16 protein-coding genes are annotated in these 17,523 nt (G+C 73.1%); 11 read left to right on the forward strand and 5 right to left on the reverse strand.

Annotation, left to right across the window (positions count from 1 at the left end; genetic code table 11):
- Positions 1-37 precede the first annotated feature (37 nt).
- Both AC1DZC_RS11060 and AC1DZC_RS11065 read right to left on the reverse strand, forming a co-directional pair.
- On the reverse strand, positions 38-1,327 hold the full coding sequence (locus AC1DZC_RS11060; RefSeq protein ID WP_477037397.1) for an ABC transporter substrate-binding protein: 1,290 nt from the start codon (positions 1,325-1,327) through the stop codon (positions 38-40).
- A 33-nt stretch (positions 1,328-1,360) separates the two neighbouring features.
- Positions 1,361-3,538 carry an alpha-galactosidase gene (locus AC1DZC_RS11065; RefSeq protein WP_477037396.1) on the reverse strand — a complete coding sequence of 726 codons (2,178 nt, stop codon included), beginning with the start codon at positions 3,536-3,538 and terminating at the stop codon, positions 1,361-1,363.
- A 97-nt stretch (positions 3,539-3,635) separates the two neighbouring features.
- Here AC1DZC_RS11065 and AC1DZC_RS11070 point away from each other — a divergent pair, with 97 nt between their 5' ends.
- The 8 genes from AC1DZC_RS11070 (at position 3,636) to AC1DZC_RS11105 (ending at position 10,788) form a co-directional block, all read left to right on the forward strand.
- A complete protein-coding gene (locus AC1DZC_RS11070) occupies positions 3,636-4,793 on the forward strand; it encodes an ROK family protein (protein WP_477037395.1) in 1,158 nt (385 codons plus the stop codon).
- Between the two features lie 81 nt (positions 4,794-4,874).
- Positions 4,875-5,285, forward strand: coding sequence for a TOBE domain-containing protein (locus AC1DZC_RS11075; protein ID WP_477037394.1), 411 nt, complete (start codon positions 4,875-4,877; stop codon positions 5,283-5,285).
- A gap of 16 nt (positions 5,286-5,301) precedes the next feature.
- A complete protein-coding gene (gene modA / locus AC1DZC_RS11080; RefSeq protein ID WP_477037393.1) occupies positions 5,302-6,102 on the forward strand; it encodes a molybdate ABC transporter substrate-binding protein in 801 nt (266 codons plus the stop codon).
- Positions 6,103-6,142: 40 nt separating this feature from the next.
- Entirely contained in the window at positions 6,143-6,988 is an 846-nt protein-coding gene (locus AC1DZC_RS11085) for an ABC transporter permease (RefSeq protein ID WP_477037392.1), read from the forward strand.
- Positions 6,985-8,046, forward strand: a complete 1,062-nt coding sequence (locus tag AC1DZC_RS11090; protein WP_477037391.1) for an ABC transporter ATP-binding protein — start codon at positions 6,985-6,987, stop codon at positions 8,044-8,046. The genes AC1DZC_RS11085 and AC1DZC_RS11090 overlap by 4 nt, the downstream gene beginning before the upstream one ends.
- A gap of 32 nt (positions 8,047-8,078) precedes the next feature.
- Entirely contained in the window at positions 8,079-9,113 is a 1,035-nt protein-coding gene (locus AC1DZC_RS11095; protein WP_477037390.1) for an ABC transporter permease, read from the forward strand.
- Positions 9,110-9,925, forward strand: a complete 816-nt coding sequence (locus AC1DZC_RS11100; RefSeq protein WP_477043284.1) for an ABC transporter ATP-binding protein — start codon at positions 9,110-9,112, stop codon at positions 9,923-9,925. Before AC1DZC_RS11095 ends, AC1DZC_RS11100 begins: the two co-directional genes overlap by 4 nt.
- Positions 9,922-10,788, forward strand: a complete 867-nt coding sequence (locus AC1DZC_RS11105) for an ABC transporter ATP-binding protein (protein WP_477043285.1) — start codon at positions 9,922-9,924, stop codon at positions 10,786-10,788. Before AC1DZC_RS11100 ends, AC1DZC_RS11105 begins: the two co-directional genes overlap by 4 nt.
- An 84-nt stretch (positions 10,789-10,872) precedes the next feature.
- Here the strand turns inward: AC1DZC_RS11105 and AC1DZC_RS11110 are convergent, their stop codons facing one another.
- The 3 genes from AC1DZC_RS11110 to AC1DZC_RS11120 all read right to left on the reverse strand — a co-directional run bounded on the left by AC1DZC_RS11110 (position 10,873) and on the right by AC1DZC_RS11120 (position 12,844).
- On the reverse strand, positions 10,873-11,382 hold the full coding sequence (locus AC1DZC_RS11110; RefSeq protein ID WP_477043286.1) for a hypothetical protein: 510 nt from the start codon (positions 11,380-11,382) through the stop codon (positions 10,873-10,875).
- A 119-nt stretch (positions 11,383-11,501) separates the two neighbouring features.
- Positions 11,502-12,272 (reverse strand): hypothetical protein, encoded by a 771-nt coding sequence (locus AC1DZC_RS11115; protein ID WP_477043287.1) that lies wholly within the window; start codon positions 12,270-12,272, stop codon positions 11,502-11,504.
- A 23-nt stretch (positions 12,273-12,295) separates the two neighbouring features.
- A complete protein-coding gene (locus tag AC1DZC_RS11120) occupies positions 12,296-12,844 on the reverse strand; it encodes an RNA polymerase sigma factor (protein WP_477043288.1) in 549 nt (182 codons plus the stop codon).
- Positions 12,845-13,031: 187 nt separating this feature from the next.
- On the opposite strand from AC1DZC_RS11120, the gene AC1DZC_RS11125 reads away from it, so the two are divergent.
- The 3 genes from AC1DZC_RS11125 (at position 13,032) to AC1DZC_RS11135 (ending at position 17,510) form a co-directional block, all read left to right on the forward strand.
- The gene (locus tag AC1DZC_RS11125) at positions 13,032-13,865 is read left to right on the forward strand and encodes a class II glutamine amidotransferase (protein ID WP_477043289.1); all 834 of its coding nucleotides are present in this window, start codon (positions 13,032-13,034) and stop codon (positions 13,863-13,865) included.
- A gap of 100 nt (positions 13,866-13,965) precedes the next feature.
- Positions 13,966-14,634 carry a hypothetical protein gene (locus tag AC1DZC_RS11130; protein ID WP_477043290.1) on the forward strand — a complete coding sequence of 223 codons (669 nt, stop codon included), beginning with the start codon at positions 13,966-13,968 and terminating at the stop codon, positions 14,632-14,634.
- Between the two features lie 59 nt (positions 14,635-14,693).
- Positions 14,694-17,510 (forward strand): AfsR/SARP family transcriptional regulator, encoded by a 2,817-nt coding sequence (locus tag AC1DZC_RS11135; protein WP_477043291.1) that lies wholly within the window; start codon positions 14,694-14,696, stop codon positions 17,508-17,510.
- The last annotated feature ends 13 nt before the right edge of the window (positions 17,511-17,523 follow it).

Below are 17,523 nucleotides of genomic sequence, written 5' to 3' on the forward strand. Positions count from 1 at the left end.
GGTGTCGTGGGCGGGGACTTTGTCGAGGACGTCATCGTCATTCTCCCGTCACGGGGATGGTGCGAGCGGCGACCTTGCGCCACTCGCTGTCGAGGGTGGCGAGCGCGGCTTCCGCGTCGCCGCTGAACAGGAACTGCTGATCGATCGCCGTCAGCGGGATGCTGGGCGGGATCTGGTGGTCGATGAAGCCCGCGATGCGGCCGTCGTCGAAGTACGGCTTGACCGACTGGAGCGCGGGGTCGTCGCTGAGCTGGGCGCCCTTCACCGAAGGGACCATGTTCTGCGAGGCGGCGAACTTCTCGATGACGTCCTTCTGGAACAGGTAGTCGACGAACCGCATCGCCTCGTCATGGTGTGCGCCGTTCTTCGGCAACGTGACCGCGACGTCGACACCGGAGACCAGCACGCGGTCGTCGGGGTTGTCGGTCGCCGGGTACGGGAAGATCCCCGCCTTGACGTCCGGGTTGATCGCCTTGATCGGGCTGAGTGCCCAGATGCCCTGCAGGAGCATGGCGGCGTCACCGTTCGCGAACGCCGCGTTGCCGTCGTCGTAGGTCTTGCCGCGGTAACCGTCCTGCATGTAGCCGAAGAGCTGGGCCTGCTGCTCCATCGCCTCGGGGAAGTCCTTCTCGAACGACACCTCCGAGTCGGGACCGGTGTCCTCGCCCTGTGCGCGCATCTTGTCGAAGAAGCCCCCCTGCGCCGGGTAGGCGCCGAGCGCGTTGAACGACGGCAGCCCGGTCCACGAGTCACCGAGCGTGCCGTAGAACGGCGTGATGCCCGCGGCCTTCAGCGTGTCGCACACGGCGATGAACTCGTTCCACGTCTCCGGGACCGCCAGGCCCTGCTGCTCGAAGATCTCCTGGTTGTAGATGACCCCGTTGGCGTTGTTGACGTAGCCGAGGCCGTTGACCTCGCCCTCCTTGTTGCCGAGGTCCGCCAGGATCTGCTGCACCGCCGGGTTGATGGTCTCGAGCACCGGTTCGTCGGAGAAGTCGTAGAACACCCCGGCCTGCGCGAGGCGCCCGAAGCCGCCGTTGGCGTTGAGCGTGATGACGTCGGGGGCCTTGTCCTTCACCAGCAGGGTCCGGATCATCGTGTCGGCCTCGGCGACCTGGTTCTGCACGACGCGGATGTCGGGGTTCTCGGCCTCGAAGTCCGCGATGATCTGGTCGAAGTCCTCGAGCGCCTCGCCTTTGAACTGGAAGAAGTTCAGGGTGGTCACGCCGTCCGACGAACCGGACGCGCAGCCGCCGACCGCCGCCATGGCGGCCACCAGGACTGCGGCCGCGAACGGTCGTCCGCGTCTCCTCGTGGGGTGTCTCATCGTGCGCCTCCTCGCGCTTGATGGAGCAGCAGGTCAGGTCGTGGCAGTCAGCTCGACCACGGTGGACTGCTGCGGGAACTGCACAGGTGGCCGGACGCCGACGGCGTCGAGCTCGTGACCGGTCAGAGCGACGGGATGCGTGCGCCAGGACAGGGGGGACTGGGCAGCGTCGTGCCCAGGTTCGGTGGCGTCGACGGCACGGAGCCGGTAGCGACGCGTCGGGTCGAGCCCGGGGAACCGGACACGGCCCGGCGGGTAGGCCGCGGTCGTCGCGGTCTGGGTGATGGTGAAGACGGCGGTGCTCCGGTCGGCGGCGACCATGCCGCGCACGTCGATCCCGGGCTCGGTGTGGTCGACGTCGACCGTCCGTCCGGTCGCGACGAGGGGACGCAGCTGCTTGGCGTAGGCGACCCAGGACGCGATGCGGCCCCGGGTGCGGTCGTCGGTCGCCGTGAGGTCCCACTCGATGCCGAAGTGGCCGAACAGCGCGACCGCGGCCGAGAAGTCGACGTCCACGGTTCGACCCGTCGAGTGCACGACCGGGCTCGTGAGGTGCATGCCCATCATCTCGGGCGGCACGACCAGGGCCGTGTAGCGCTGGTTGTCCAGCCGCTCGAGCGGGTCGAGGGTGTCGCTGGTCCAGATCCGGTCGGTGCGGTCCAGGATCCCCAGGTCGACGCGCGCGCCGCCGGAGGCGCAGCTCTCGATCTCCAGACCGGGGTGCGCCTGCTTGAGGGCATCGAGCAGCCGGTAGAGGGCGAGTGTGTGCTCACGGACCCGGGCCACGCCCTGCGGTCCGCTGCCCGCGTCGAGCAGGTCGCGGTTGTGGTCCCACTTCAGATAGGTGATCGGGTACTCGTCGAGAAGCGCGTGAAGGCGCTGCGCGATGTACGTGTAGGCCTCGGGGTGGGCCAGGTCGAGCACCTGCTGGTGCCGGGCCGACGGGGGCATCCCCATGCGTCCGCGCATGATCCAGTCCGGGTGCGCGCGCGCCAGGTCGCCGTCCGGGCTGACCATCTCGGGCTCGACCCACAGGCCGAACTCCATGCCGAGCGCACGGACGTGGTCGACGAGCGGGTGCAGGCCGTCCGGCCACACGTCCGTGTCGACGTACCAGCTGCCGAGGCTGGTGGTGTCGTCCTGGCGACCCTCGAACCAGCCGTCGTCCAGGACGAACCGCTCGGCACCGACCTGCGCGGCGACGTCGGCCAGCGCGGACAGACGACCCAGGTCCTGGTCGAAGTACACGGCCTCCCAGGTGTTCAGCGTGACCGGCCGCGCCCGGCGCGGGTGGGCGGGGCGCCGGCGCCACTCGTCGTGGAAGCGGTGGGCCAGCGCGTTGAGCCCGTCGCCCCAGGAGCCGACGACCTCCGGCGACGTGACCGAGGCGCCGGGCGCCAGGACGACCTCGCCGGCCGCGAGCAGCTCGCCGCCGACGAGCACGGCGTCACCCGTGACGGTCCGCTCGGCGAGGACGCGGTGGTTGCCGCTCCACGCGACGTGGATGCCGTGCACTCGGCCGCGCTCGAACCCGAAGCCCGGGCGACCGGCGGCCAGCAGCAACGTCGAGTCCGCGCCCGGCCGGCCGCGCCGGCTCTCGCGGACGTACGTGCCGAACGTGAACGCGTGCCGCTGCGGAGCGCGCTCCCGCAGGTGCCGACCGGTCGTGTCGAGGAGCTCGGTCGCGTCCCAGGGCACCGGGAACGACAGGGCGAGCGACTGGACCGTGTACGGGGTCTCGCCGGTGTTGCGCAGGGTGATCCGCTGGTGCAGCAGCCCCGCCGTCCCGACCCGGAGCTCGAGCTGGGCGCCCAGCTGGGCCTCCCTGTCGACGAGCGACAGCAGCGCACGGTGGTCGTTCGCCTGCAGGTCGACGAGCTCGAACCGGACGCTGAACGAGGCGCCGTCCCGGTGACCCTCGATCCCGGGCGTGCCGAGCCATCCGCCGGCGGGGGTGGGCAGGAGCGTCGGACGGGCTGACTCGTCGAGCCCGCCCGAGACGCGCTGCGGCCGCGCCGCGACGGCGAGGTCGACGAGGCTCTCGTCGGTGGAGCCGGCGAGCTCCTCGCCCCAGTGCACGATCGTCGGGTGCGGTGTGGTGCCCAGGTCGAGCACGACGCTGGTGCCGCCACGGCGCAGGTGCAGGACGGTCGGTGCCTCAGGTGTGCCGACGGCGTCTTCGCGGTCGGTCGCGGGGTCCGGGTGAATCATGCGATTAGTTCTAACACGAAAGAAATCGGCCCGCAAGAGTGAGATCCACCCAGGGTATTCGGCCGGGATGGCCGGGGTTCGTGCCAGGATGGAAGCAATGGAGCCGCACGAGACCGCGCTGACGGAGACCGAGAAGGCACTCGCCCGGGCTGTGCTCATCCACGGGCCCATCTCGCGTGCCGCTCTGACCAGCCGCCTCAACCTCTCGCCGCCGAGCCTCACGCGCCTCGCGAAGCCGTTCCTCGACCACGGCCTCATGGTCCAGCTCGAGGACAAGTCCGGGTCCGTCGGCCGCCCCGCGCGTCCGCTCGACGTCGCACCGGGTCTCGCGTCCTTCGCGGGCGCCAAGATCACCGGCGACGCGGTGCACGTCGTCGCGACCGACGTGCGCGCCGGGTTGCTCGCACAGGGGTCGCGGGCGTTGACCGGCACGGAGCCGGCCCAGGTCGCCGTCGATCTCGCGGCCGCGGTCCGCGCGCTGGGTGTCGGCCGGCTCGCCGGGGTCGGGGTGTCGCTCGGCGGGACCGTCCGGGACGGGCGCGTCAAGTTCGCACCGTTCCTCGGCTGGCACGACGTCGACTTCGCCGGGCTCGTCGAGGCGGAGCTCGGGGTGCCGGCCGTCCTCGAGAACGACCTCGTCGCGCTCGCCGAGGCGGAGCTGTGGTTCGGCCTGGGCCGCGACATCCCGGGCTTCGTCGTCCTCACGATCGGCGCCGGGATCGGGTACGCCCTGGTCGTCCACGGCGAGGTGGTCCGGTCCCCGGACGCGGGTGTGGGGCTCGGCGGGCACATCCCGCTGAGCGCGACCGGCCCGGTCTGCCAGGACGGTCACCGCGGGTGCGCCCAGGCGATGCTGACCTCCGGGTCCATCGCGGCGCAGGTGTCCGCCGCAGTGCAGCGCACCGTCACCTACGACGAGGCCCTGGAGCTCGCGCGCACGGGCGATCCGGCCGCCGGGACGGTCGTCGACTCGGCCGCCGAGGCGCTCGGCCGGTTCGTCGCGCTCGCCGCCAACCTCACGCTGCAGCCGGCGGTCGTGCTCGCCGGCGACGGGATCGGGCTCATGTCGGTGGCGGGCGACCGCGTCCGCGCGGCGGTCACCGCGAGTCGCGACCCGCGCGCCACGGAGGTCCAGCTGTACGTCGACGAGTCCAGCTTCACCGCGTGGGCGAGAGGGGCGGCCGCGGTCGCCATCCAGGACGCCTTCGACCGGTTCCGGTTCGACGGCCCGGGCGCCGGGCTGCTCGCACCGTAGGTACAGCGCGAATCATCACGAACACGGGCACGTGCGTTGCCTGGGCGTCCAGGGCGCCGCATCTGCGGCTACGCTTACTGCATGCCCACCTACCGGATCAAGGATGCCGCCGACCTGCTCGGCGTGAGCGCCGACACCGTCCGCCGCTGGGCCGAGAGCGGCCGGATCGAGACGACCACCGACGCCTCCGCGCGTCAGGCGATCGAGGGTTCCGTGCTCGCGAGGTTCGCCGAGGAGCTCGCGAAGGAGGCCGCCCAGGTCCCACCCGGCGACATCGCGGCCGCGTCGGTCCGCAACCGGTTCACCGGCTTGGTCACCCGCGTCGTGAAGGACACGGTCATGGCCCAGGTCGAGATCCAGGCCGGCCCGCACCGCTTCGTCTCGCTGCTCAGCCGCGAGGCCGCCGACGAGCTGGGCCTCGAGCCGGGCGTGCTCGCGGTCGCGGCCGTGAAGGCGACGAACGTGTCCGTCGAGATCCCCCGCACCCACTGACCCAGGAGTCCTCCGCATGCGTCGACGTCGTGCGCTCGTCCTCGTCGCGGCCGCCGCCACCCTCGGCCTCACGGCCTGCAGCTCCTCCGACGGCGGCGCCGCGGGCAGCAGCAGCGCGCCGTCGGCCACGACGACAGCCTCGCTCGAGGGCGACATCACCGTGCTCGCGGCGGCGTCGCTGACCGAGTCGTTCACGACCCTCGGCGAGCAGTTCGAGAAGGCGAACCCGGGGGTCCACGTGACCTTCAGCTTCGCCGGCAGCTCCGCGCTCGCCGGGCAGATCGCCGACGGCGCCCCCGCGGACGTCTTCGCGTCGGCGAGCGCCACGACGATGGACGACGTCGTGGCGGCCGGCGACGCGACCGACCCGGTCGTGTTCGCCACCAACAGCATGGAGATCGCGGTCCCGCCCTCGAACCCCGCCAGCATCACCGGGCTGAACGACCTGGCGAACCCCGCGGTGAAGACTGCGCTGTGCCAGCCAGAGGTGCCCTGCGGAGCCACCGCGGCCAAGGTGTTCACCAACGCGAACCTCGCGGTCACGCCGGTGACCCTCGAGCCCGACGTCAAGGCGGTGCTCAGCAAGGTCACCCTCGGCGAGGTCGACGCCGGCCTCGTGTACGTGACCGACGTGGTCGCGGCGGGCGACGACGTCAAGGGCGTGCTGATCGACGAGGGCGACAACGCCTCGACCGACTACCCGATCGCCACGCTCGCGCACAGCACCAACGCGGAGGTCGCGGCGGCCTTCGTCGACTACGTCCTGTCGCCCGCCGGGGTGAAGGTGCTCACCCAGGCCGGCTTCGAGCTGCCCTGACCTCCATGGACACCTCTACCGGCCCGGGACGCGGGGCCACATGCCGTCGACGCTGAGCACCCGCGAGCGCGCGCGCCGCACGACGAGCGGGGGCGGGTCGCGCTCCGCGCCCGTCCCGCTGCTGATCCCGGCGCTCGTCGGGATCCTCTTCCTCGTCGTCCCCCTGCTCGGTCTGCTGATCCGGGCGCCCTGGGGCGACGCGTGGACGATCCTGCACGGGTCGGCCGCGGGTGAGGCCCTGCGCCTGTCGCTGTGGACGTCGACCACCGCCACGGCGATCTCGCTGCTGGTCGGGGTCCCGCTGGCCTGGCTCCTGGCGCGCACCGACTTCCCCGGCCTGCGGCTGGTGCGCGCCCTGGTCACCCTGCCGCTGGTGCTGCCGCCGGTCGTCGGCGGTGTGGCGCTCCTGCTGGCGTTCGGGCGCACCGGGTTCGTCGGGCAGTACCTCGACCAGTGGTTCGGGATCACGCTGCCGTTCACGCCCGCCGCCGTCGTCATCGCCGAGACGTTCGTCGCCATGCCGTTCCTGATCGTCACGGTCGAGGGGGCGTTGCGGTCGTCGAACCAGGGCTTCGAGGAGGCCGCCGCGACGCTCGGCGCGGGTCGGATGACGGTGTTCCGACGAGTCACCCTGCCGCTGATCGCGCCGTCGCTGGCCGCGGGTGCCGTGCTCTGCTGGGCGCGGGCGCTCGGGGAGTTCGGCGCGACGATCACCTTCGCCGGCAGCTTCCCGGGCCGCACGCAGACCATGCCGATCGCCGTCTACTACGCCCTGGAGACCGACCCGGACGCGGCCATCCTGCTCAGCCTGGTGCTGCTGCTGGTCTCGGTCGTCGTGCTCGTCGCCCTGCGCGACCGGTGGCTCCGGGGCGGGGTCGCGTCATGAGCCTCGTCGCCGCCGCCCAGGTGACCCGCGGGCCGTTCACGCTCGACGTCGACGTCGTGGTCCCGCCCGGTGAGGTCGTCGCGGTCCTCGGTCCGAACGGCGCGGGCAAGTCGACGCTGCTCAGCGCGGTCGCCGGGCTCACGCCGGTCTCGTCGGGCCGGATCGAGCTCGACGGCGAGGTGCTCGACGACGCGAGCACGGGCGCGTTCCGCGAGGCCTCCGAGCGTCCCGTCGGATTCGTCTTCCAGAGCTACCGGCTCTTCCCGCACCTCAGCGTGCGGGACAACGTCGCGTTCGCGCCGCGGGCCCAGGGGCTCGGAAAGGCACAGGCGCGAGCGGCCGCCGACCACTGGCTGGCGCGCCTCGGCCTGGCCGAGCTGTCCGACCGTCGGCCCGGCGACCTGTCCGGAGGGCAGGCGCAACGCGTCGCGCTGGCCCGCGCGCTGGCCGGCGACCCCGGCGTGCTCCTGCTCGACGAACCGCTGTCGGCCCTCGACGCACGCACGCGGCTCGACGTGCAGACCGAGCTCAAGCGCCACCTGTCGGGCTTCGCCGGTCCGTGCCTCGTCGTCACCCACGACCCGCTCGAGGCGCTCCTGCTGGCCGACCGGCTGCTGGTCCTCGAGCAGGGGCGCGTCGTGCAGGAGGGCAGCCCGGCCGACGTCGCCCGGCGCCCGGCCACCGAGTACGTCGCGAAGCTCGTCGGGCTCAACCTCTACGCCGGCACCGCGGACGGTGCACGCGTGACTCTGGACACGGGCGGGGCGTTCGTCGTCCCCGACCACGCCGAGCGCGGTGAGGTCCTCGTCGCGCTGCGCCCGTCCGCGGTGATCGTCAGCCCGCACCGGCCCGACGCGTCGAGCGTCCGCAACACCTGGCCGGCGACGATCGTCGGCCTGACGATGCTCACCGACCGCGTCCGGCTCGACCTCGCCGGATCACCCTCCGCGCTGGTCGACGTGACCCCGGCGGCCGTCGCCGAGCTCGGGCTGGGCCTGGGCGACGAGGTGTGGCTGTCGGCCAAAGCCACCGAGCTCGAGGTGTACGGGAGGTCCTGACCGCCGCCGCACCCGGGCGCTACGTTCGGTCCATGAGGGCGATGATCGTCAAGGAGTTCCGCGAGCTCGTCCGCGACCACCGCACGCTCGCGATGATCGTGGTCCTGCCGCTGCTGCTGCTGGTGATCTTCGGGTACGCGGCCAACTTCTACGTCTCGACCGTGAAGGCCGCCGTCGTCGGGCCGCAGGCCGAGCAGGTGGCCGCGCAGCTGCCCGAGTTCTTCGACGTGACGGTCCTCGAACCCTCGGACACGCAGGCCGACGCCGAGCAGCTGCTGCAGGACAACAAGGTCGACGTCGCGTTCGTGACCGGCCAGACGCCCGTCCTCGCGCTCGTCGACGGGTCCAACCTCTTCGCGGCGCAGTCGATCGTCGGGACGCTGAACGCGGCGGGCGACGCGGTGCAGACCGAGGTCCTCTACAACCCGGACCTGACCACGTCGTGGGTGATGATCCCCGCGATCATCGGCCTGATCCTCACGTTCATCGGCACCCTCGTCACCAGCATCGGGCTGGTCCGCGAGCGGGAGGCCGGCACGCTGGAGCAGCTCGCGGTCATGCCGATCAAGCCCAGCTCGGTGATCCTCGGCAAGATCGTGCCGTACTTCCTGCTGGCCTCGATCGACATGATCATCGTGACGGTGCTCGGGATGCTGCTGTTCGACGTCCCGTTCAACGGCAGCGTCGCGGTCTTCGCCCTGGGTGCGGCACTGTTCCTGTTCGTCGTGCTCGGGATCGGGGTGTTCATCTCGACGATCTCCAAGACGACCGGGCAGGCCATCCAGACCGCGTTCCTGGTGATGTTCCCGCAGATCCTGCTGTCCGGGATGATCTTCCCGCTCGACGCGATGGCGCCCGGCGTGCGCTGGATCGGGTACCTGCTGCCGCTGACCTACTTCACGATGATCTCGCAGGGCGTGATGCTGCGCGGCGCCTCGTTCCCGTCGCTGTGGCTGGCGTTCGCGGTCCTCGCGGTCATGGCGGTCGTGGTGTTCACCGCGGCCACCCTGCGGTTCCGTCGCGACCTCGCGCCGGGCGGCCGCACGGCGAAGAAGGTGGCCGCGTGACCTACGGGCTGCGGTCCGCCACGGTGCGGTTCGGCGGCACGGTCGCGCTCGACGACGTCACGGTCGAGGTGCCCGCCGGGTCCGTCGTGGCCGTGGTGGGCGGAGACGGCGCGGGCAAGTCGACTCTGCTGCGCGCGCTGGTCCGCGAGCAGCGGCTCGACGACGGCGAGGTCGAGGCGCCCGGCAAGAAGGACATCGGGTTCCTGCCCGCGTCGTCGGGAAGCTGGGCGGGCCTGTCGGTGACGCAGAACCTCGACTTCGTGGCGGGGATCTACGGTCTGGCCGGACCGGGGCTCGAGCAACGCCGGGCGGAGCTGCTGGAGGGTGCCGGCCTGGTCCGGGCGAAGGACCGGCTCGCGTCGCAGCTGTCCGGCGGGATGCGTCGCAAGCTCGGGTTCTGCCTGGCCAGCGTGCACCGGCCCGCGCTGCTGGTGCTGGACGAGCCCAGCACGGGAGTCGACCCGGTGAGCCGCATCGACCTGTGGCGGATGGTGTCGCAGGCGGCCGCCGACGGTGCCGCGGTGATCATGTCGACGACGTACCTCGACGAGGCCGAGCGCGCCGGGCACCTCGTGGTCATGGACTCCGGGCGCGTGCTGGTCCAGGGGTCGTACGAGCACGTGCGCGCCCAGTTCGACGGCACGGTCACGAGCTCGGCCTCCGCGGTCCGCGACGCCTGGTCATGGCGTCGCGGGACCGAGCGGCACGAGTACTGGCCCGAGGGCGGGTCGCCGTTGGCGGGGCAGGTCATCGATCCGGACCTCGAGGACATCGTCATCGCCCTGTCGCTGCTGCGTCGGGTGCCGTCATGAGCGAGGTGCTGCTGCGCGCGTCGTCGGTGACGCGGAGGTTCGGCGACTTCACCGCGGTCTCCGACGTGTCGATGGCGGTCGGGCCCGGCGAGGTCGTCGGCCTGCTCGGCGCGAACGGCGCCGGCAAGACGACCCTCATGCGGATGCTGCTCGGCCTGATCGAGACCAGCGCGGGCAGCGTCGAGATCCTCGGCGGCCCGCCGTCGCGGGAGCGCAGGCGACGGATCGGGTACGTGCCGCAGAACCTCGGGCTGTACCTCGACATGACGGCCACGGAGAACATGCGCTTCGTCGCCGACGCCTACGGCACCCCCGTGCCGACGCTGCCTCCCGACCTCGCGCGGTACGCCTCGACCCTCGTCGGCGACATGCCACTGGGCGCGCAGCGCACCCTCTCGTTCGTCGTCGCCCTCTCGCACGCTCCCGAGGTCCTGCTCCTCGACGAGCCGACGTCGGGCGTCGACGCGCTCTCGCGCGCGGCACTGTGGGACACCATCCGCGAGCAGGCGTCCGACGGCACCGGCGTGCTGGTGACCACGCACTACATGCAGGAGGCGCAGCACTGCGACCGGCTCCTGCTGATGTCCGACGGGCTGCTGGTCGGGGAGGGCAGCGAGGCCGACATCGTCGGGTCGACGAGCGCCGGTGCGGTCCGCACCGACGACTGGGCCGCGGTGTTCGGTGCGCTGAACGCCGCCGGTGTGCCGGTCACGCTGGACGGCCGCGACGTGCGCGTCGCCGACGTCGACCTGGACGAGGTGCGTCGGATCCTGGCCGCCGCCGCCCTGCCCGCGACCGTCGAGCCGGTGCCCGCGACCATCGAGGAGCGGATGCTGGTCCTCGCCCGCGGCAGGGCCGGCTGAGGGCCGTTCCGGGGCGGGAGACGGAAAAGTCCGCGGGCCTCGGAGGGGGATGTACCGAGGCCCGCGGACGTCAGGGGTGCCGAGTCAGTCCTCGGCGTGGGCGCCCGGGTCGGCAGGCGCCTTGTCCGTCGGCGGGGTCACGTCGGGACGGTGCTCGAGAGCGGTGTCGCTCGCGGACTTCTGCCGAGCCTGCTCGGCGATCTCCTGGCCGTCGACGCCGCCGTCGCGGGCGTCCTCGGCCACCGACTGGCCGAACGAGGCCGTTTCCGGCAGGTCCTTGTCGGACGCCGGCCGTGTGGGCTCGGGCGCCGGGGCGCTCGGCTCCTCGGTCGGGGTCGGCGCTGCGGTCGCGTCGTCGGTCGGGATGGCGGTCGGCTCGTCGGTCGGTGCCGTGGACGGCTCGACGGTCGGCTCGCCGGTCGGCGAGGTCGTCGTCTCGACGACGGCCGGCGTCTGGTGGGACGAGTCGACGGCGTGAGCCACGGCGGGCACGCCGCCGATCACACCGACGGCCACGGCCACGCCGGCAGCCTTGGCGGGCAGGCCGAGTGCGGCCAGCTTCGCCACGACGGCGGCAAGGGTCGTGGTGCTCATGGGGTACCTCCTGAGTCCGGTGCGACCCCGGGACCACCCCGGGTGGGGTGGGGACCGCGCCTCTCAACCACGTCATCGCCGGACCGGCCCGCAGGGGTACGGGTGCGACGAGATTCGCGTCAGCCGCCGTGCGCGGGGGCCTGCGTGGGGCGCACGGCCGGGGCGCCCTGGGCCGGCGTCGCGGCCGGTGCGGGGGTGGCCTTGCGGTCCTGGCCAGGGGCTTCGTCGGAGCGACCCGGGTCCGTGGGCTTCCCGGGCTCCGCCGGTCGGCCCGGGTCCGCGGGCGCGCCGGGGGCCTCGCCGGTCTGCCCAGGAGCGGTGGTCGAGCCCGGGGGGACGACGACGGGACCGCGGCCCGGTGCAGGGTCGACCGCGCAGCTGCCGTCGCACGGCGCCGCAGGCGCGGCCGGGACGGCGGGAGCCCCGTCCTGGGGGTCCGACGGCGCGGCGGGCACCTGATGGGGCGTGGCGGGCTCGACCGCGGGGGCCGTTCCGGTCACCGCCTGCCACGTGTCGACGACCGCACCGACGACCGCCTGCGCGGGTTCGCGCACGATGTCCGGAGCGCCGTCGAGCTGCGAGGTGCCGACGACCGCGGCCGCGGCCACGGCGACGCCGAGCGCGACCTTCAGGGCGACCGTCGTTCCCGCCACCGCGCCGGCGCGGCGCAGGGTGCGGCGCCGTGAGCGGTGCGCGCCGAGGTCGACGACGTCGGCGTCGGCGGCGGGCTGCGCGGTCGGGAGGCCGTCGCGCAACAGGGCCGCCAGCGCCGCCGACGGGGTCGGCGCCGGCCCGTCCGCCAGGTCCCGCAGCGTCGCGACGAACGAGGTCAGCTCCGGCTCGCTCGGCACGGACTGCCCCGACAGCAGCTGCTCGTCGGGGATCCTCATGTCCTGGTCATCGTCGAAAAGGCTCACAGGGGTACGCCCTGTCTCTCGATCGCCCGGCGGACGGAGGCGAGACCGCGACGCTGCAGGGCCTTGACGGCCCCCACCTGCCTGTCCATCACGGCGGCGACCTGCTCGACGGTGAGGTCGGCGACGATGCGCAGCGTGAGCACCTCGCGCTGGTCGTCGGTCAGCGTGCCCAGGACCGCGAGCACGCGCTCCCGCGAGAGGGTCTCGAGCGCGCCGTCCTCCGCGCTCGGCACCGACCCGCCGTCCTCGTCGTCGGCGAGCGGTGCGACCGCGACGGTCCGCGCCCGCCGGCGCCACGCGTCGACCGACCGGCGGTGCGCGATCGTGAACACCCAGGAGCGGAAGTCGTCTTGGTCTCCGCGGAAACGGTCGAGCCCGGTGAAGACGGACAGGAAGACCTCGCTGGTCAGGTCGTCGGGGTCGTCGGCGCCCCGGGAGCGCAGGAACGCGGCCACCGGGCGGGACAGGTCGGTCCAGATGGTCGCGAACGCGTCGCCCGAGCCCTTCCGGGCGCGGGCGAGGACGTCGTCGAACCCCTCGATCACGGCGTGCGCGCACGTGCCGACGAGCGTTCCACGCGCGCACCTCCGTCCGGTTCGGGACCGCCGTTGCCGGCCGACGGTCGGCCGTCACGTTACGAACATGCCGCGAGCCGGGGCAAGCCGCCTGCGTGCGGGCGTCGACGGTGTGCGACTCTGGACGGACGCAGGGACCGCGGCGAGGAGGCCGACGATGTGCCGCTGGATCGCCTACACGGGTTCGCCCGTGAGGCTCGACGAGCTGCTCTACAAGCCCGCCAACTCGCTGGTCATGCAGAGCCGGCACAGCCGGCTGGGCGCGGAGCCGACCAACGGCGACGGGTTCGGCGTGGGCTGGTACGACGAGCACTCGTCGACGCCCGGGCTGTTCCGCAGCATCGAGCCCGCGTGGAGCGACCGGAACCTGCGCGAGCTGGCGCAGCACGTGCGGTCGGGCACGGTCCTGGCGCACGTGCGGGCGACGAGCGGCTCGGCCGTGCAGCTGACCAACTGCCACCCGTTCCGGCACGAGCGCTGGCTGTTCATGCACAACGGCCTCGTCTCCCGGTTCGGAGAGCTCAAGCGGGACCTCCAGCTGGAGATCGACCCCGAGCTCTTCCCGACGATCGAGGGCACCACCGACTCCGAGACGCTCTTCCACCTCGCGCTGACGTTCGGGCTGACCGACGACCCGCCCAAGGCGATCGCCGCGACGATCGGGCTCGTCGAGGACGTCGCGCGCCGCCGCGGCGTCGAGTACCCGTTCCAGGGCACGATCGCGACGACCGACGGCGAGCGGCTCTGGGCGGTCCGGTACTCGTCCGAGGGGCGGTCGCGGTCGCTGTTCCACAACCAGGACGTCGCCGTCCTGCGCCACCAGTACCCGGACAACCCGGTGCTGCACGACCTGTCGGAGGACACGCGCATCGTGGTGTCCGAACCGCTGGGGGACCTGCGCGGCGCGTGGCTCGAGGTTCCGGAGGCCACCTGCCTGGTCATCGGCGGAGGCACGCAGGAGACCCGGCCGTTCGTCCCGTCGGCTCCGTAGGTCCTGCAGGGGAACGTTCAGCGGCCTGCATGCCCCGGCGGGCAGGTTTCTCGTGCAGGGGACGACCGGTCGGGTCGCCCCGCGACGAGAGCGAGTCGACATGGAGACCATCACCACCCTGCCGTCGGTACGCGGCGACGCCGTCCTGCTGGCGGTGACCGACCGCGGCACCTGGCGCGGCTACGAGAGCGAGTGGCTGCTTCCTGCCGCCGGCCTCTGCGCGGACGCCTGCCTGCTCGGCGTCATCGACATGGTCGGGACCAAGACGTTCGGGATCGACCGACGACGGGTCGTGGCCGGACCGGCCGCGCTCGCGGACGACCTGCCGGCGATGCTCGCCCGCCTGGGGCGGCGGTGCGCGCAGGTGGCGCCGGAGAAGCCGTGGGAATGGGTCCGGCACGCGGCGACGTTCGCCCCGTCCGGCGTCCTGGACGAGCTCGGCCCGGTCGGCGAGCGGTTCGAGGGTCGCTGGCACCCGTTCGGTCGCACGCCGGCGCTCGTCAACGTCGCCGAGGCGGCACGGTCCGCCGCGCTCGGCCGCGTGGAGCGCGCCTGCTCGGGCGTCGGTGAGCCCAGCCCGCAGGCCGTGGTCACCGCGTTGCTGCTGCAGTCGACCGAGGTGCTCCACCGCGTGGTGCCGGGGGCGCGTGATCGCGCGACCGTGCGGCGGCTGGCGGACGCGCGCGAGCGTCTACCGCTGTCGGCCCGGCACGTCGTGGACGTCGTCGCGGCCCGCAAGGCGGCCCAGGACCGCATCGGCGGCTACTGAACGCCCGTCCTTGACCCGCGTTCTTCGGGTGCGCGAGGCTGCGGCCATGAGCGGGCCCGGTGGTTGACCTCGTCCCCGCCGGCGTGCGGATCCTGGGCCCGGTCTCCGCGACGGTCGGGGGCCACGAGGTGTCGCTCGGCTCGCCCAAGCAGCGGGCCGTCTTCGCGGCACTCGCCATGTCGTCGGGCCAGGTCGTCTCGACGGACCGGCTGGTCGACGAGCTGTGGGGCGACGACGCTCCCGAGTCCGCCCTGTCCACGCTCCAGGTGTACGTCTCGCGGCTCCGCAAGAGCCTCGTCGACGACGTCCCGGGGTCCGACGGGGCGCGTCCCCAGATCGTGCGGCGCGCGCCGGGCTACGTCCTCGAGGTGCCCGACGACGCTGTGGACGCCCGGCGCTTCGCCCGGCTGCTCGCGGATGCGCGCGCCGGTCTGGCGGACGACCCCGGTGCCGCGCTGCGCAGTCTGGACGCGGCGTTGGCGCTCGTCTCCGGGCCGCCTCTGGCCGATGTCGTCGACTCGCTCGGCGACGCCGCCGCGGCCGAGGCCTCGCGTCTCGAGGAGCTCGTGCTCCTGGCCCAGGAGGCGCGCCTGACCGCGCTGCTCAGCCTGGGCGACGCGTCCGCGGTCGTCGGCGCCGCGAGCGCCCTCGTCGAGCAGCACCCGTTCCGGGAGAGCCTGCACGCGCTGCTGGTCCTGGCCCTCTACCGGGACGAGAGGCAGGCCGAGGCGCTCGCGGCCTACGACCAGGTGCGCCGGCGTCTCGATGACGAGCTCGGCGTCGAGCCCGGCAGGTCGCTGCGCCGGCTGCACGCGCAGGTGCTCGACCAGGACCCGGCCCTCGACCTGCCACGATCGGGTCCGCGACCGGCTCCTCGCGGCGACCTCGACGGCGGCCGCCACCACAACCTGACCGGGTCCGTCACGCCGTTGATCGGCCGCACCGGCGAGCTGCGGCTCCTCGCGGAGCGCCTCGACGCCCAGCGCCTGGTCACGATCGTCGGCACCGGCGGGATGGGCAAGACCCGGCTCGCCCTCGAGGCGGCGCGCGCGCGCCGCGATGCCGACGGGCCGTGGTTCGTCGACCTCGCCGGTCTCGCCGACGGCTCCCTGCTCGTGGAGGCGGTAGCGACCGCGCTGGCGATCGGCGGTGCGCAGGACGCCGCCGCGCTGGCGACCACCCTGCGCGAGCGCCAGGTCGTCCTCGTCCTGGACAACTGCGAGCAGATCGCCGACGACGTCGCGCAGCTGGCGACAACCCTCCTCGAGACGTGCCCGGGCGTGCGGGTCCTCGCGACCAGCCGGCAGACCCTCGGTGCTCCGGGTGAGCTCGTGCTCGACCTGCGGCCGCTGCCGAGCGGCCAGGCGGAGCAGCTGTTCCTCGAGCGTGCGTCCGTCCTCCTGCCGGGGTGGCACCCCGACGCGTCCGAGCGGGAGGCGCTGGCGCGGCTGTGCCGGGGACTCGACGACCTGCCCCTGGCCATCGAGCTGGCCGCGGCCCAGTGCCGGGCCCTGTCGGTCGAGCAGCTGGCCGACCAGCTGGGCGACCGGTTCGCACTCCTCAGCGGCGGGCGTCGCGGCAACCAACGGCACGCCAGCATGACGGCGGCCATCGCCTGGTCGTACGACACCCTCTCCGCGGACGAGCGTGCGATGTTCGAGGTGTTCAGCGTGTTCGAGGGGTCCTTCGACCTGGAGGGGGCCACGGCGATCGCCGGCGGGCGCAGCGTGCTCGCGACGCTCCTGTCGTTGGTCGACAAGTCGCTGGTCTCGGTCCTGGAGGGCACGCCGAGGCGCTACCGGATCCTGGAGACGCTTCGGCAGTACGCGGCACTGCAGCGTTCCGACGAGACGACGCAGCGGGTCCGCGAGGCGGTGGTCGAATGGGCCGCGGCAGTGGCGGAGCGGGCGGACGTCGAGCTGCGCGGGCCGGCGAGCCGCGAGTGGATGCACCGGCTGGACCAGGACAAGGACACGATCCGGGCGGCGCTCGCCTGGCCGGTCGGCGACCCGGAGGTCCACCTGAGGATCGCGGTGGGCATGGTCTGGTTCTGGTACCGGCGGGGGCACATCGTCGAGGGCCTGCGTGCGCTCGAGCCGCTGTCGGCCGCCCAGGACCCGGCACTGTTGCTGCGCGGGTCGGTCGGCCGGGTGCTCCTCAGCTATCTGGCAGGGGACTACGCGACGCTCGTGCACGAGCTCGGGACCGCCTCGGGTCTCGCCGCCGAGTCGCAGGACGAGGCCGCCAAGAGCTACGCGCTCTCGACCGTCGCCTTCTTCGAGGCCAACCTCGGCCAGATCGACCAGGCGCTGCGGGACTCCGGGGTGGCCCTGGAGCTCGCCCGCAGCATCGACTCGCCGCAACGGGCCGCCGACGCGCTGCTGGCTATGAGCACGGGCTATCTGCGCGCGGGCGACCTCGTCGAGTCCCGACGACACTCCGCGGCGGCCGTGACCGAGGCGGACGCCTGCGGATACGCGTGGTGCGCGGTCGCGTCCCTGTGGATCGGGTCGAAGGCGCGCATCACGGACGGCGACTTCTCGGACGAGACCCAGGCCGGGCTGGCGCGCGTCATCGGCGACTCCCTGGCCGACCGCGACGTCACGTCCTGGTTGGTCGGCGTGGTGAGCGCCGCCTACGTCCTGCTCCGGCGCGGGCACAGCGGTCACGCCGCCGAGTTGGCGGGCATCGCCCACCGGCAGGGCCAGCTCGTGGGCTTCGCCCCCGAGCGGATGGACCCGGTCGAGACCCTCGCGTACCTGGGGGAGATCACCGGGCGGATCACCGCCGAGGACCTGACCGCGCGGTACGACGAGGGCCACGCCCTGGACACCGACGAGGCGTTCGCCCGGGTCGCCGTGCTGGTGCACGGCTGACCCGGGCAACCTC

It is taken from the genome of Cellulomonas sp. P2_B4 (assembly GCF_056404795.1).